Source organism: Actinomadura luzonensis (assembly GCF_022664455.2).
In the GTDB taxonomy this organism is placed as follows: domain Bacteria; phylum Actinomycetota; class Actinomycetes; order Streptosporangiales; family Streptosporangiaceae; genus Nonomuraea; species Nonomuraea luzonensis.
In genome coordinates this window covers 4,679,185-4,693,630 of record NZ_JAKRKC020000001.1, presented here as the reverse complement: position 1 = coordinate 4,693,630, position 14,446 = coordinate 4,679,185, and the positions used below count along the sequence as shown (strand labels likewise).

The following is a 14,446-nucleotide window of genomic DNA, read 5'->3' as shown; positions in this document are numbered from 1 at the left end:
CCGGACCTGAGGAGTTCTCCTGTTTCCGGCATTTGCCCCGATCAGGCGGACTCCCGTACCACCAGCTCGGTCGGCAGCACCACCGGGCCGACCGGCTCCGCGCCGTCCAGCAACGCGAACAGCAGCCGCATCGTCTCCTGCGCCATCTCGGCTAGCGGCTGCCGGATCGTGGTGAGCGGCGGATGCGTGGAGACCGCCACCGCCGAGTCGTCGAACCCGCCCACCGCCACGTCGTCCGGCACCCGCCGGCCGGCCGCGCGCAGCGCCGCGAGGGCCCCGGCGGCCATCAGGTCGGAGGCCACGAACACGGCGTCGATGTCGGGGGAACGCTCCAGCAGCTCGCCCATCGCGCGCTCGCCGCTGGCCTGCGTCCAGTCGCCGTGCGCGATGAGCCGCTGGGTGGCCTTGCGGCCCAGCACCTCGGCGAAGCCCTCCAGACGCTGGATGCCGCCCGGCGTGTCCATCGGACCGGTGATCATCGCGATGCGGCGGCGGCCCTGGCGCACGAAGTACTCGGTCATCTGCCGGGCGCCCAGCCGCTCGTCGGCGGCGGCGTACGGGATGACGCTCTCGTGCCCGATCACCGCGCCGCACGACACCGCGGGCGGCCCGCCCCGGCCGAGCATCTCGACCAGGGGGTCGCCGGCGTGCGTGGAGACCAGCAGCACCCCGTCGGCGTGGCCGCCGCGCACGTAGCGGGCCACCCGCTCGCGGTCGCCCTCGTCGCCGGCCAGCATCATCACCAGCGACATGTCCCGCTCGGCGAGCGCCCTGATCGCGACCCGGATCATCGTGCTGTAGTTGGGGTCCTCGAACAGCTTCTCGTGCGGCTCCGACAGCACCATCACCACCGACCCGGTGCGCTGGGTGACCAGGCTGCGCGCGGCGCGGTTGACGACGTAGCCCGTCTCGGAGATGGCCCGCTCGATCGCCACCCGCGCGGCGGGGCTGACGTACTTGTCCCCGTTGAGCAGGCGGGAGACCGTGCCGCGGGACACGCCCGCGGCCGCGGCCACATCGTGGATCGTAGGGCGTTTCATTTCACGGCTCCGGAGGACAGGTCGGTCCTCCAGTATCGCTGCATCGTGAGGAACAGCGCGATCAAGGGGACGATCGACAGGAACGCCCCCGTCAGGATGAGGTTGTAGAGCGCCGGCTGGTTGGCCCCGGCCGCGAGCAGCGTGTAGAGGCCGACCGTGAGCGGGAACTTGCCGTCGTCGCCGAGCATGATGAACGGCAGCAGGAAGTTGTTCCAGATCGCCACGAACTGGAACAGGAAGATCGTCACCATGCCGGGCGTCATGAGCGGCAGCGCCACCCGCGCCATCAGCCGCCCCTCGCCCGCGCCGTCGATCCTGGCCGCCTCCAGCAGCGAGTCGGGGACGGCCGCGGCGGCGTAGACGCGGGCCAGGTAGATGCTGTACGGATGCAGGATCTGCGGCAGCAGCACCGCCCAGTAGGTGTCGGCCAGCCCGAACTTGCTGAACAGCAGGTACTGCGGGATCGCCAGCACCACGGCGGGCACCAGGATGCCGCCGATGAGCACGGTGAAGATGGCGTCCCTGCCGGGGAAGCGGTACTTGGCCAGCGCGTAGCCGGAGACCGCCGACACCGCCGTGGACAGCAGCGCGCCCCCGCCCGCGTACAGCAGCGTGTTGCCCGCCCACAGCCAGAACACGCCGTCCCGGTAGGCGAAGAGCTGCTCGACGTTGCTCAGGAAGCCGGTCCCGAACGACAGCGTCGGCGTGCTGAACAGCTCGCTCGGCGACTTGGTGGCCGCGAGCAGCACCCAGCACACCGGGAACAGGCAGTAGACGGCCCCGAGCAGCAGCAGCGCGGTCGGCGCGACGCCCCACGGCCGGTGGCCGGCCGCGCCCCTCGCCCGGCGCCCGCCGCGGCGCCGGCGCGCCGCTGCGGGCGCGGTGGTGAGCCCGGCCATCAGCCCTCCTCGAAGGCGCGGTCGCGGACGACGCGCAGGAACCCGAGCGACAGGACGAGCGAGATCGCCGCGATGACGATCGAGGTGGCGGCGGCCGAGTAAAGGTCGCCGGTGACGAACGCGTCGCGGTAGACCTTCATGAGCGGGCTCCAGGTGGAGCTGATGGTGTTGGTGAGCGGGCGCAGCGTGGTGGGCTCGGTGAACACCTGGATGGTCGCGATGATCGAGAACACGGTGGTGAGGATGATCGCCGGGGTCAGGATCGGGATCTTGACGCGGAGCGCGATCTGCAGCTCGGAGGCGCCGTCCAGCCGCGCGGCCTCGTACAGGTCGCGGGGGATGGCGCGGAGCGTGGTGTAGAGGGCGAGCATGTTGAAGCCGGTGCCGCCCCACACCGCCACGTTCGCCATGGAGTAGGTGACGGTGGACGCGCCGAGCAGGTCCACGTCGAGCACGTCGCGGAGCGGGCTGAGCGAGGGCAGGTACAGGAAGCCCCACAGCAGGGTGGCGGCCACCCCGGGCACGGCGTACGGCAGGAAGATCGCGATGCGGGAGAAGCGGGCCAGCCGCACCCGCGCGGAGTCCAGCAGCAGCGCGAACAGCAGCGCCAGGCCCAGCATGACGGTCAGCACCAGCGCGCCGTACCCCAGCACCCGCAGCCAGCCGTGCCACAGCTCGGCGTCGCCGAGCGCGGCGGCGAAGTTGTCGAGACCGACGAACACCTCCCGCCGCGCCCCCTTCCCGAGCCCGAGCCCCGACACCCGGGTCCTGCGCATGGCCAGGTACACCGTGTAGCCGATGGGCACGGCGAGGAACAGCGTGAACAGCACCATCGCCGGGGTCAGGAAGAGGTACGGCCAGGCGTTCCTTCTGGAGTGGCTCATTGCGCGATCTGGAAGCCGGACTTGCGCATGTCGGCGACCGTGGCGTCCTGCATGGCCTGCACGGCGGCGGAGAAGGACGACTTGTTCTGCACGGCCTTGTCGAAGGCGTCCTTGAAGGCGTTGTAGGTGACGCCGACGTTCGGGCCGAAGGTGAAGCCGCGCGCCCCGGCCGAGACGGCGGCGGCCTGCTGCCAGAAGTCGGGCTGGTCGGCGAAGTACTCGGGGGCCTCGCCGAGCGCCGACTGCGCCTTGGTGGCCGCCGGGTAGATCGCGGCCTCCTTGACCAGCAGCTCCAGCGCGGCCGGGTCGGTGTTGAGCCAGGTGGCGAACCGGGCCGCGGCCGCCTTGCTGGGCGTCTTGGCCGACACGGCGGTGGACGAGCCGCCCCAGAAGCCGCTGAAGCTCTCGCCGGCGTTCCACTGGGGGAGCGGGGCGGCGGCCCACTTGCCCTTGGCCTTGGGGGCGTTGGTCGACAGCACGCCCGGCGCCCACACCGCCGACGGCCAGGTGAGCAGCTTGCCGTCGTTGAGCGCCTTGTTCCACTCAGGGGTGAAGTACGGCATGTCGTCGATCGCGCCCTCCTTCACCAGGCCGCCCCAGTAGTCGGCGACCTTCCTGGTGGCCTCGTCGGCGATGTTCACCTTCCAGGACTCGCCGCTGATCGACCACCACTGGGCGCCGGCCTGCTGGGCGAGCCCTGTGAACGCTCCCGGGTCCTTGCTGGAGAACGTGCCGAGGTGGACGCCGGGGTCCTTCCTGCGCACCGCGCGGGCCGCGTCGGCGTACTCCTGCCAGGTCTTCGGCACCTCGATGCCGTACTTGTCGAACAGGTCCTTGCGGTAGAAGAGCATCATGGGGCCGCTGTCCTGCGGGACGCCGTAGACGCCCTCGGTGCCGAGCGTGACCAGCCGCCACAGGCCCTCGGAGAACTCGCCCTGGATCGCGGCGGTCTCCGCCTTGAGGTCGGCGACGGCGTCGGCGGCGATGAACGACGGAAGGTGCTGGTACTCGGCCTGCACCAGGTCGGGCGGGTTGCCGGCCTTGGCGGCGGTGAGGTACTTGGCCGCCGCGTCGTCGCCGCCCGCCTGCTTGCTGACGGTGACCTGGATGTCGGGGTGCGCCTGGTTCCAGACCGCGACGATCTTGTCCATGTTGGGGGCCCAGGTCCAGTACGTGAGCTTGACCGGTCCCTGGGCGGCGGCGGAGGCCGGGCTCTGCGCCGCCTCGGTGCTCCGGGGGGCGGGCTCGCCGGACCCGCAGGCGGCGAGGGCGGCCGTGAGTGCGACGGCCAGTGCTGCTCCAAGGCGGTGGGCGCGCATGCGTACCTCCGTAAGGTTCTGTGAACGTGCACAGAGTGGAACAGCGCAGAAATGTCCGTCAAGAGGCGTTACGTTCTCGTTAATCCGCTGATCGACGGGGGCTGTTCCCTTGGCGGCCGGAATGGGATTACTGTGCACGTTCACAGAAGCTTTCCAAGGGGGATGGATGTATCCGGAGCGTCCGGCCGGCCTCGCCTTCGGCGGGGACTACAACCCGGAGCAGTGGCCGCGCGAGGTCCTCGACGAGGACGTGGCCCTCATGCGCGAGGCCGGGGTCAACCTGGTCAGCCTCGGGATGTTCTCGTGGGCGCTGATGGAGCCGGAGGAGGGGCGCTACACGTTCGGCTGGCTGGATGAGATCCTCGACCGGCTGCACGCCGGCGGGATCTCGGTCGACCTGGCCACGCCCACGGCCGCGCCGCCCGCCTGGTTCGTCGCCGCGCACCCCGACGTGCTGCCGGTGACCAGGGAGGGCGTGCGCATCGGGTTCGGCGGGCGGCAGAGCGCCTGCTCCAGCGCGCCCGCCTTCCGCGAGGCGACCGCGCGGGTGGTGCGCGCGCTCGGCGCGCACTACCGCGACCACCCCGCCGTGGTCATGTGGCACGTGCACAACGAGTACGGCGCGCCGCTCGGCGAGTGCTACTGCGAGCACAGCGTCACCGCCTGGCGGGCCTGGCTCCGCGCCACCTACCGCGACCTGTCCGCGCTCAACGACGCCTGGGGCGCCACCTTCTGGGGCCAGACCTACACCGCCTGGGACCAGATCGACGCCCCCCGCTTCAACCACACCGTCGTCAACCCCGCCCAGCGCCTCGACTACGCCCGCTTCAGTGACGGCCAGCACCGCGAGCACTACGCGCTCCAGCGCGACATCCTGCGCGAGCTCACCCCGCACCTGCCCGTCACCACCAACTTCGCCGGCACCGTCAACTGCAAGTCCACCGACCTGTGGCGGTGGGCCCGCGAGCTGGACGTCGTCGCCAACGACCACTACCTGCGCGCCGAGCAGCCCGACAACCACATCGACCTCGCCATGTCCGCCGACCTCGCGCGCTCCGTCGCCGGGGGCGCGCCCTGGATGCTCATGGAGCACTCGGCGGGCGCGGTCAACTGGCAGCCGCGCAACCTCGCCAAACGTCCCGGCGAGATGCGCCGCAACAGCCTCGCCCACGTGGCGCGCGGCTCCGACAGCGTGCTGTTCTTCCAGTGGCGGGCCTCCCGGTTCGGGGCCGAGAAGTTCCACTCCGGGCTGGTGCCGCACGCCGGGACCGGCTCCGCGCAGTGGCGCGAGGTGGTGCGGCTGGGGGCCGACCTGCGGCGGCTGGCCGGGGTGCGGGGCAGCCGGGTGCGGGCCGAGGTGGCGCTGGTCTGGGACTGGGAGTCGTACTGGGCGCTGGAGCTGGACTGGCGGCCGTCGGTGGACCTGGCCTTCCGCGAGCGGATGGACGCCTTCTACGAGGCGTTGTGGCGGGAGCACGTCACCGTCGACTTCGTCCACCCTTCCGCCGATATTTCGGGATATCGGGTGGTGGTGGCGCCGTCCTCGTACCTGCTCACCGAAGCCGGCGCCAAGAACCTGCACCGCTACGTCGAAGCCGGCGGGCACCTGCTCGTGTCGTACTTCTCCGGCATCGTGGACGAGCACGACACCATCCACCCCGGCGCCCACCCGGGCGCGCTGCGCGAGCTGCTCGGCCTGTCGATCGAGGAGTTCCACCCGCTGCGCGCCGGCGAACTGGTCCACCTGACCGCCCCGGTCACCACGCCCCCGACAGACGACACCACGCCCGCACCGGCCGACCCTTCGGCCCTGTCGGGCGGCCCTTCGGCCCTGTCGGGCGGCCCCTCGGCCCTGTCGGGCGGCCCCTCGGCGCCGTCGGGCGGCGCTGCGGGCTCGGCGGCGGGTGCCGTCTCTCCGGGCGCTCTGCTGCCGGCGCGGGTGTGGTCGGAGCGGGTGCGGCCGGCGGGCGCGGTGACGGTGCGGGCCTTCGCCACGGGCCCGGACGCCGGTCACCCCGCCTTCACCCGCCACGACCTCGGCGCGGGCACCGCCTGGTACCTCGCCACCGCCCCGACCGACGCCCCTGCCGACGCCCCCGCCCCGACCGACGCCCCCGCCCCTGCCGACGCCCCCGCCCCCGCCACCATGCCCGTCCCTGGGAGCGGTGCCGGGCTGCGGGGGCTGCTCGCGCAGGTGCTCGACCACGCCGGCGTCACCCGTCCCCGGGGCCTGCCCGACACCCTCGAACTGATCCGCCGGGGCCGCCACCTGTTCCTCATCAACCACGGCGACCAGCCGGTGACGGTCGAAGGGGTGCGCGGCGTCAGCGTCCTCGACGGCGCGCGCTGCGAGGGCCGGGTCACCGTCGCGGCCGGCGCCGTCACAGTCGTCGAGGAAACCCCCCAACCCTAGGAGAACCCGCATGAGACGCCTCCTGGCCACCCTGTCCCTGCTGTTACTCGCCGCCGCCCTGGCCGCCGCCCCCGCGCAGGCCCAGGCGCGGCTGCCGATCCGCGGCGCCGACGTCTCCAGCCTCGCCAAGTCCGAGGCCCTGGGCGGCGTCTACCGCGACGCGCTCGGCCGCCGCGGCGACCCCCTGCGCATCCTCGCCCAGGCCGGGCTGACCCACATCCGGCTGAAGGTCTGGGTGAACCCGGCCGACGGCTACAACACCAAGACCCAGGTGCTCGCCGTCGCCAGGCGCGCCAAGGCGTACGGGCTGAAGCTGCTGGTCGACTTCCACTACTCCGACACCTGGGCCGACCCCGGCAAGCAGTACAAGCCGGCCGCCTGGGAGGCGCTGAGCTTCGACCAGCTCCGCCGGGCCGTCCACGACCACACCTACGACGTGCTCGATGCGCTGCGCCGCCAGGGCACCACGGCCGACCTGGTGCAGGTCGGCAACGAGATCAACGGCGGCCTGCTGTGGCCGGACGGCTCCAACGCGAACTGGGCGAACACCGCCGCGCTGCTCAACTCCGGCTACGACGCGGTCAAGGAGGTCTCCTCCGCGACCAGGGTCGTGCTGCACCTGGCCAACGGCGGCGACAACGGCCTGTACCGGTGGTGGTTCGACAACGCCGCCGCGAACGGCATCCGCCATGACGTCATCGGCGTGTCGTACTACCCGTACTGGCACGGCTCGCTGGAGTCCTTCCAGGCCAACCTCAACGACGTCGCCGCCCGCTACGGCAAGCCGATCGTCGTGGCCGAGACCGCCTACCCCTTCACCACCGCCGACGACGACGGCTGGGAGAACCTGATCACCTCGCCCGAGCCGTACGCCGGCTACCCGGCCACCCCGCAGGGCCAGGCCGCGATGCTGGCGAAGGTGGCGAGCGTCGTCCGCCAGGTGCCGGGCGGGCTCGGCCTCGGCCTGTTCACCTGGGAGGCCACCTGGACCGGGGTCAAGGGCAACGGCTGGGACCCGGCCGACCCGTCCTCCGGCAACGCCTGGGAGAACCAGGCGTTGTTCGACTACGCCGACCGCGCCCTGCCCGCCATGGCCGTGCTCGGCCACGTCTGACCGGTGACCGGCCCTCTCTGACCGGCCCCGTCCGACCGGCGCCCTGGGGCGGCGCCGGGCGGGCGTGGGGAGGCGGGCGGGCGGCATACCGTGGAGTCATGCGGCTGGCCGTGGCGGGCGGCGACGAGCTGCTGACCACGCGGGCGGTGGCCGACGCGCTCGCCGTCCCGTACACGCACGCGGCCAAGGCCGTGGCCAGGCTCAGCGAGCTGGGGCTGGTGGAGGCGCGGCGGGGGCGGGGCGGCGGGACGCAGCTCTCGGCGCGCGGGCGCGGCGCGAGCGTCGGGAGCATCGTCCGCGAGCTGGAGGGCACGGCGGACGTGGCGGGCTGCGAGGACGCCGTGCCCTGCCCGCTGCGGGCCGCCTGCCGGCTACGCGGCGCGCTGCGGCGGGCCCAGCTCGACACCATCACCGCGCGGTTCTACGACGCGATGTTCGCCGACCGCCCCGAGCTGCTCGACGGCCTGTTCAACCGCGGCAATCAGCGGAACGGCGAGCAGCGGCGCGCCCTGGCCGGCTCCATCGCCGCCTTCGCGACCCTGCTCCTGGAGCGCCCGGACGAGCGTCCCGTCGCGCTGCTGTCGCGCATCGCGCACAAGCACGCCGCCGTCGGCGTCACCGAGGACCAGTACGTCGTCGTCCACAAGTACCTGTTCGGCGCGATCGCCGAGGTGCTCGGCGACGCCGTCACCCCCGAGGTGGCCGCCGCCTGGGACGAGGTCTACTGGCTGATGGCCGGCGCGCTCATCGCGATCGAGGCCCCGCTGTACGCCGCCGCGGGCGCCGGTCAGGGCCGGACCTGGCGCACCTGGCAGGTGGCCGAGCGCCGCGAGGAGACCGCGGACACCGTGTCGCTGCTGCTGCTGCGCCCGCTCGGCGGCGAGCCCGTCCCGCCCGCGCTGCCCGGCCAGTACGTCAGCGTCCGCGTCCGCATGCCCGACGGCGTGCACCAGCTCCGCCAGTACAGCGTGTCGGACGAGGAGGGCGGCCTGCGGCGCCTCACGGTCAAGCGGGTGGCCGGCGGCGAGGTCTCCGCGCTGCTGCACGCCACCGTCCGCGAGGGCGACGAGCTGACCCTGTCGGCGCCCTTCGGCGACGTCACGCTGGAGGCCGGCGACGCCCCGCTCGTGCTCGTCTCGGCCGGCATCGGCGGCACCCCGATCGCCGCCATGCTGAGCCACCTGGCCCGCACCGGCGACCGCCGCGAGGTGCTGCTGCTGCACGCCGACCGCAGCCCTCGAAGGCGCCCGCTCCGGCCTCATGGACCTGGACGGGGTGCCGATCCCCGAGGGGGCGGTGGTCTACATGCGCGGGCCGGTGGAGTTCATGCGGTCGCTCCGCGGCCGGCTCATCAGGGCCGGGGTCGCGCCCCAGGACATCCACTACGAGGTCTTCGGCCCCGACCTCTGGCTCGCGGCCGCCTGAGCCGCGCCTCCCGGGGCGGCGCGCCGGGAGTTGACATGATGGGCCCATGACCCCAGACGAGCTGCTCACCACCATCCGCAGCGTCCGCAAGCGCCTCGACCTGACCCGGCCGGTCCCGATGGAGCTCGTGCGCGAGTGCCTGGAGATCGCGCTGCAGGCCCCCACCGGGGGCAACAGCCAGGGCTGGCACTGGATCGTGATCACCGACCCGGACAAACGCAAGGCGGTCGGCGACTACTACGGCCGGGCCACCCGCGCCTACCTCGGCTCGGGCTCCTCGGCCGGCGACCTGTTCCAGGACGACCCGGAGCGGGCGGCCACCCAGCGGCGGGTCTCCGACAGCGCCGCCTTCCTGGGCGAGCACATGGGGGACGTGCCGGTCCTGGTGATCGCCTGCATCGAGGCGGCGCGGCTGCCCGAGGGCAACCAGGCGGGGCTGTGGGGGTCGCTGCTGCCGGCCGCGTGGAGCTACATGCTGGCCGCCCGCGCCCGCGGCCTCGGCACCGCCTGGACGAGCCTGCACCTGGTGTACGAGAGCGAGATCGCCGACCTGCTCGGCATCCCGGCGAACGTCCGGCAGGGCGTGCTCATGCCCACCGCCTACTACACGGGCGAGACGTTCCGCCCCGCCCGCCGTCAGCCGCTCGACGAGGTGCTGCACGTCGACTCCTGGTGAGGCGCCGCCCTCCTGGTGACGCGCCGGCCGATTCGCGATGAAGGCTCACGTTCTCCGGCCGGCCCCGTTAAGATCACCGGCGTAGTCCCCCCGCACCCCCAAGGAGCCGTCAGTGCCCGCAAGCGAGCAGGAGAGCGCGCCGCAGGGAATCGACACCAGCAAGCCGAGCGTCTCGCGCGTCTACGACTACATGCTGGGCGGCAAGGACAACTACGCCGTCGACCGGCAGGTCGCCGAGCTGGCGCTGAAGATCGCGCCGGACGCGCCGGAGGCCGCCAGGGCCAACCGGGAGTTCCTGCGGCGCACCGTCCGCCACCTCGCCGGCGAAGCCGGCGTCCGGCAGTTCCTCGACCTCGGCTCGGGCCTGCCGACCCAGGGCAACGTGCACGAGATCGCCCAGTCGGTCGCGCCAGGCGCGCACGTCGTCTACGTCGACCACGACCCGATCGTGCAGGTCCACGGCGGGGCGCTGCTCGCCGGCGACGACACCACCGCGGTCGTGCAGGGCGACGCCCGCGAGCCGGAGCGCGTCCTCGCCGACCCGCGGGTGCTGGCCCTCATCGACCTCGACCGGCCGGTGGGGCTGCTGATGTTCGGGCTGCTGCACCACCTGGCCGACGAGGAGGACCCGGCCGGCATCGTGGCCCGCCTGGTGGCCCGGCTCGCCCCCGGCAGCCACGTGGTGATCTCCCACTTCCACAACCCGGGCGCCGCCCTCCCCGAGATCGCCGAGCAGGCGGCCGGCGCCGAGAAGCTGTTCAACGAACATCTCGGCACCGGCCGCTGGCGCACCCGGGAGGAGATCCTGGCCTGCTTCGACGGCCTGGAGCTGCTGGAGCCGGGCCTGGTGCCGCTCCCGGAGTGGCGGCCGGACGACAGCGACCAGGCCACTCCGGGGATCACCTACCACACCTTCGTCGGCGGCGTGGGACGCAAGCCGTAGGGGCTACTCCGGCAGCTTGCCGGCGGCCACCACGTCGCGGTACCAGTGGGCGCTGTCCTTCCAGGTGCGCTCCATCGTCGCGCGGTCCACGCGGACGATGCCGAACCGCTTGGCGTAGCCGTGCGCCCACTCGAAGTTGTCCATCAGCGACCACACGAAGTAGCCCCGCACGTCCGCGCCGCCCTTGATGGCCTCGGCCACGGCGGACAGGTGCCGGCGCAGGTAGTCGACCCGGTCGGCGTCGTGGACCACGCCGTCCGGCCCGGCCGGGTCGGGGAACGCCGCGCCGTTCTCGGTGATCATGGTGGGCAGGTCCGGGTAGTCGCGGCGCAGCCGCAGCAGCAGCTCGGTCAGGCCGGTCTCGTCGATGTTCCAGCCCATCTCGGTGTACGGGCCGGGCTGCCTGACGAACTCGACGTCCTCGCAGGCGATCCACGGCGAGGCGGCCCCGTCCTGGTGGCCGTCGGCGGTCTCCTTCGGCCCCGAGCCGTCCCAGTGCCGCACCAGCGTCGGGTTGTAGTAGTTGACGCCGAGCACGTCGAGCGGCTGGCGGGCGGTCGCCTCGTCGCCGTCGCGGACGAACGCCCAATCGGTCACCGAGGAGGTCACCTCGAACAGCTCGCGCGGGTAGGCGCCCTCCACCATCGGCCCGAGGAAGGCCATGTTCGCCAGCAGGTCCGCCTTGCGCACCGCGGGCGCGTCGGCCTCCGAGACGCCGCGCACGTGGTGCAGGTTGAGCGTGACCGACATCTTCGCGTCCGCGGCCGGGGTCGAGCGCAGCGCCTGCACGGCCAGGCCGTGGCCCAGGTTGAGGTGGTGGACGGCGGCCAGGGCGGCGGCCGGGTCGGTGCGCGCCGGGGCGTGCACGCCGGAGGCGTAGCCCAGGTAGGCCGAGCACCACGGCTCGTTCAGGGTGATCCAGGTGTCCACCCGGTCGCCGTAGCGCTCGCCCATCAGGCGGGCGTAGTCGGCGAAGCGCAGCGCGGTGTCCCGGGCCGGCCAGCCGCCCGCGTCCTCCAGCTCCTGCGGCAGGTCCCAGTGGTAGAGGGTCGCCACCGGGGCGATGTTCCTGGCGAGCAGGCCGTCGATCAGCCGGTCGTAGAACGCCGCGCCCGGCTCGTTGAGCGAGCCCGTCCCGCCCGGCTGCACCCGCGGCCAGGAGATCGAGAACCGGTAGGCGCCCACGCCGAGCCCGGCCAGCAGGTCCAGGTCCTCCTCCAGCCGGTGGTAGTGGTCGCAGGCCACGTCACCGGTGTCGCCGCCCGCGACCAGCCCGGGGGTGTGCGAGAAGGTGTCCCAGATGGACGGGCCGCGGCCGTCCTCGTTCCAGGCGCCCTCCACCTGGTACGCGGCGGTGGCGGTGCCCCACAGGAAGCTCTCGGGGAAGGTCGTCATGCTGCTCCTTCAAGGATGATCTCGATCTCTTCCGTGTCCGGGCCGGCGGCCGCCCGCACGCCGCCGGGGACGCTCTCCAGCCGCGCGTGCCGGGCCTCGCGGACCCCGGCGAGCAGCAGGCTCCAGGGCGCGGGCGCCCCTTCGACCCGGCGGGCCCGCACCCGGTCGCCGGCGCGCGACACCGCGAAGACCGCGCCGATGCCCCCGTCCACGGTGGGAACGGTAACAGTGCGCGCCTCGCCGTCCGCGAGCCGGTACACCTGAAGCGTGACGCCGTCGGCGAAGTCGTAGTCGGGCCGGTCCTCGCGCGCCCCCACCGGCAGCACCGCGCCCGGCCGCACCAGCAGCGGCAGGCTGTCGAACCCGTGCCGCTCGGTCCGCCAGGCGGGCCCGGTGACGACCTCGCCGTCCAGCAGCCGGGTCCACTCGCCGGCCGGCACGTAGTACGACACCTCGCCCTCGCCCGACAGCACCGGCGCGACCAGCAGGTCGGGCCCGAGCATGTACTGCGCGTCGAGGTGGTCGCAGGCCCGGTCGCCGGGGAACTCCAGCTGCATGGCCCGCATCACCGGCAGGCCCTCCGCCGCCGCCCGCGCCGCGACGCCGTACAGGTAGGGCATGAGCCGCGCCTTCAGCTTCGTGAACGCGCGCAGCACGTCCACCGACTCCTCGTCGAACAGCCACGGCACCCGGTAGGACCCGCTGCCGTGCAGCCGGCTGTGCGACGACAGCAGCCCGAAGGCCACCCACCGTTTGAACACCGCCGGGTCCGGCATGCCCTCGAACCCGCCGATGTCGTGGCTCCAGAACCCGAACCCGGCCAGGCCGAGCGACAGCCCGCCGCGCAGCGACTCGGCCATCGCCTCGTAGGTGGACTCGCAGTCGCCGCCCCAGTGCACCGGCAGCCGCTGGCCGCCCACCGTCGCCGACCGGGCGAACAGCACGGCCTGGCCGCGCTCGGCCAGCACGTCGTGCACGGTCCGGTTGTACAGCAGCGTGTAGTAGTTGTGCATCCGCTCGGGGTCGGCGCCGTCGGCGTAGACCACGTCGGTCGGGATGCGCTCGCCGAAGTCGGTCTTGAACGCGTCCACCCCCATGTCCATGAGCCCGCGCAGCTTGCCCGCGTACCACTCCCGGGCGGCCGGCGAGGTGAAGTCCACCAGCGCCCGCCCCGCCTGCCAGTGGTCGTCCTGCCACACCGTGCCGTCCGGGCGGCGCAGCAGGTGGCCGAGGCGCCGGCCCTCCTCGAACAGCGCCGACGCCTGCCCGATGTACGGGTTCAGCCACACGCACACCCGCAGCCCGCGCTCCTTCAGCCGCCGCAGCATGCCCTCCGGGTCGGGGAACACCTCCGGGTCCCACTCGAAGTCGCACCAGCGGAACTGCCGCATCCAGAAGCAGTCGAAGTGGAACACGCTGAGCGGGATGTCCCGCTCGGCCATGCCGTCCACGAACGAGGCGACCGTGGCCTCGTCGTAGTCGGTGGTGAACGACGTGGACAGCCACAGCCCGAACGACCACGCGGGCGGCAGCGCCGGGCGGCCGGTCAGCGCGGTGTAGCGGCGCAGGATGTCGGCCGGCGTCGGCCCGTGGATGACCAGGTACTCCAGGTCGTGGCCCTCGACGCTGAACTGCACCCGCGACACCGTCTCCGAGCCCACCTCGAACGACACCCGCCCGGGATGGTTGACGAACACGCCGTAGCCGCGGTTGGTCAGGTAGAACGGGATGTTCTTGTAGGCCAGCTCGCTGGTCGTGCCGCCGTCGTCGTTCCAGATGTCGACCGTCTGCCCGTTGCGCACCAGCGGGCCGAAGCGCTCGCCGAGCCCGTACACCAGCTCCCCGGCGCCGAGCCGGAGCTGCTCGACGAGGAAGTGCCGGTCGTCCCGGTCCTCCATGACGCCGAGGCTCCTGCCGTCGCTGCGGGTCAGCTCCCGGCCGCCGGCGCTGAAGGTCATCTCCCACGGCGCGTCCCTGCGCAGCCGCACGCTCAGCGCGCCGCTGGTCAGGCCGGCGTGCCCGGCGTCCACCGAGATCTCCACGCCGGGGGCCTCGTCGCGCACCTCGAAGACGGGGGAGTCCGGCACCGACCCGGCGAAGTGCACCGTGCGGACCCGGATCACGTCCGGCATCGGCGAGGAGACGTCCACGCGCAGCACCGGGCCGTCGATGGTGTTGCCGCGGCGGGTGATCGGCCGGGTCGGCGCGAGCACCCGCAGCGAGGCGGCGTCCGCGGTCACGTCGTGGGCAGCGGCGGCGTACGACGCCCGCACCCCCGGGCGCATCCGCCAGTAGCCGTCTTTGAACTTCATGAGTTGTTCGTCCTCGGGAGTCGGGA

Annotated in this window: 10 protein-coding genes and 2 pseudogenes; 6 read left to right on the top strand and 6 right to left on the bottom strand. The window is 73.0% G+C overall.

What is annotated here, in order from left to right; all coding sequences use genetic code 11:
• Positions 1–41: 41 nt before the first annotated feature.
• Genes MF672_RS22375 through MF672_RS22360 form a run of 4 tightly spaced genes read right to left on the bottom strand, consistent with a single transcriptional unit; the run spans position 42 to position 4,142 of the window.
• Complete coding sequence (locus MF672_RS22375; protein ID WP_242381421.1) at positions 42–1,016, bottom strand: LacI family DNA-binding transcriptional regulator; 975 nt, start codon at positions 1,014–1,016, stop codon at positions 42–44.
• Positions 1,017–1,036: 20 nt separating this feature from the next.
• A complete protein-coding gene (locus MF672_RS22370; RefSeq protein WP_242381420.1) occupies positions 1,037–1,939 on the bottom strand; it encodes a carbohydrate ABC transporter permease in 903 nt (300 codons plus the stop codon).
• The gene (locus tag MF672_RS22365) at positions 1,939–2,823 is read right to left on the bottom strand and encodes a carbohydrate ABC transporter permease (RefSeq protein WP_242381419.1); all 885 of its coding nucleotides are present in this window, start codon (positions 2,821–2,823) and stop codon (positions 1,939–1,941) included. The genes MF672_RS22370 and MF672_RS22365 overlap by 1 nt, the downstream gene beginning before the upstream one ends.
• On the bottom strand, positions 2,820–4,142 hold the full coding sequence (locus MF672_RS22360; RefSeq protein ID WP_242381418.1) for an ABC transporter substrate-binding protein: 1,323 nt from the start codon (positions 4,140–4,142) through the stop codon (positions 2,820–2,822). Before MF672_RS22360 ends, MF672_RS22365 begins: the two co-directional genes overlap by 4 nt.
• A gap of 166 nt (positions 4,143–4,308) precedes the next feature.
• On the opposite strand from MF672_RS22360, the gene MF672_RS51460 reads away from it, so the two are divergent.
• The 6 genes and pseudogenes from MF672_RS51460 to MF672_RS22325 all read left to right on the top strand — a co-directional run bounded on the left by MF672_RS51460 (position 4,309) and on the right by MF672_RS22325 (position 10,713).
• Positions 4,309–6,555, top strand: a complete 2,247-nt coding sequence (locus MF672_RS51460; protein WP_302893248.1) for a beta-galactosidase — start codon at positions 4,309–4,311, stop codon at positions 6,553–6,555.
• Between the two features lie 10 nt (positions 6,556–6,565).
• Positions 6,566–7,669 (top strand): glycoside hydrolase family 53 protein, encoded by a 1,104-nt coding sequence (locus MF672_RS22345; protein WP_242381417.1) that lies wholly within the window; start codon positions 6,566–6,568, stop codon positions 7,667–7,669.
• A 98-nt stretch (positions 7,670–7,767) separates the two neighbouring features.
• Positions 7,768–8,067: pseudogene (locus MF672_RS22340) on the top strand (RrF2 family transcriptional regulator); the annotation flags it as partial.
• A pseudogene (locus tag MF672_RS22335) lies at positions 8,053–9,094 on the top strand (globin domain-containing protein). The pseudogenes MF672_RS22340 and MF672_RS22335, both read left to right, overlap by 15 nt.
• A 46-nt stretch (positions 9,095–9,140) precedes the next feature.
• Positions 9,141–9,770, top strand: coding sequence for a nitroreductase family protein (locus MF672_RS22330; protein ID WP_242381416.1), 630 nt, complete (start codon positions 9,141–9,143; stop codon positions 9,768–9,770).
• 112 nt (positions 9,771–9,882) lie between these two features.
• A complete protein-coding gene (locus MF672_RS22325) occupies positions 9,883–10,713 on the top strand; it encodes an SAM-dependent methyltransferase (protein WP_242381415.1) in 831 nt (276 codons plus the stop codon).
• Positions 10,714–10,716: 3 nt separating this feature from the next.
• On the opposite strand, the gene MF672_RS22320 is transcribed toward MF672_RS22325, so the two are convergent.
• Together MF672_RS22320 and yicI are read right to left on the bottom strand one after the other, a co-directional pair.
• Positions 10,717–12,108: a GH1 family beta-glucosidase gene (locus MF672_RS22320; protein ID WP_242381414.1), complete on the bottom strand. Its 1,392-nt coding sequence runs from the start codon at positions 12,106–12,108 to the stop codon at positions 10,717–10,719.
• Positions 12,105–14,420 (bottom strand): alpha-xylosidase, encoded by a 2,316-nt coding sequence (gene yicI / locus MF672_RS22315; RefSeq protein ID WP_242381413.1) that lies wholly within the window; start codon positions 14,418–14,420, stop codon positions 12,105–12,107. Before yicI ends, MF672_RS22320 begins: the two co-directional genes overlap by 4 nt.
• Positions 14,421–14,446: the final 26 nt, after the last annotated feature.

Coding starts and splice junctions, on each gene's coding strand:
- yicI (WP_242381413.1), bottom strand. CDS start 14,420: ATGAAGTTCAAAGACGGCTACTGGCGGATGCGCCCGGGGGTGCGGGCG.
- MF672_RS22320 (WP_242381414.1), bottom strand. CDS start 12,108: ATGACGACCTTCCCCGAGAGCTTCCTGTGGGGCACCGCCACCGCCGCG.
- MF672_RS51460 (WP_302893248.1), top strand. CDS start 4,309: ATGTATCCGGAGCGTCCGGCCGGCCTCGCCTTCGGCGGGGACTACAAC.
- MF672_RS22360 (WP_242381418.1), bottom strand. CDS start 4,142: ATGCGCGCCCACCGCCTTGGAGCAGCACTGGCCGTCGCACTCACGGCC.
- MF672_RS22330 (WP_242381416.1), top strand. CDS start 9,141: ATGACCCCAGACGAGCTGCTCACCACCATCCGCAGCGTCCGCAAGCGC.
- MF672_RS22365 (WP_242381419.1), bottom strand. CDS start 2,823: ATGAGCCACTCCAGAAGGAACGCCTGGCCGTACCTCTTCCTGACCCCG.
- MF672_RS22370 (WP_242381420.1), bottom strand. CDS start 1,939: ATGGCCGGGCTCACCACCGCGCCCGCAGCGGCGCGCCGGCGCCGCGGC.
- MF672_RS22345 (WP_242381417.1), top strand. CDS start 6,566: ATGAGACGCCTCCTGGCCACCCTGTCCCTGCTGTTACTCGCCGCCGCC.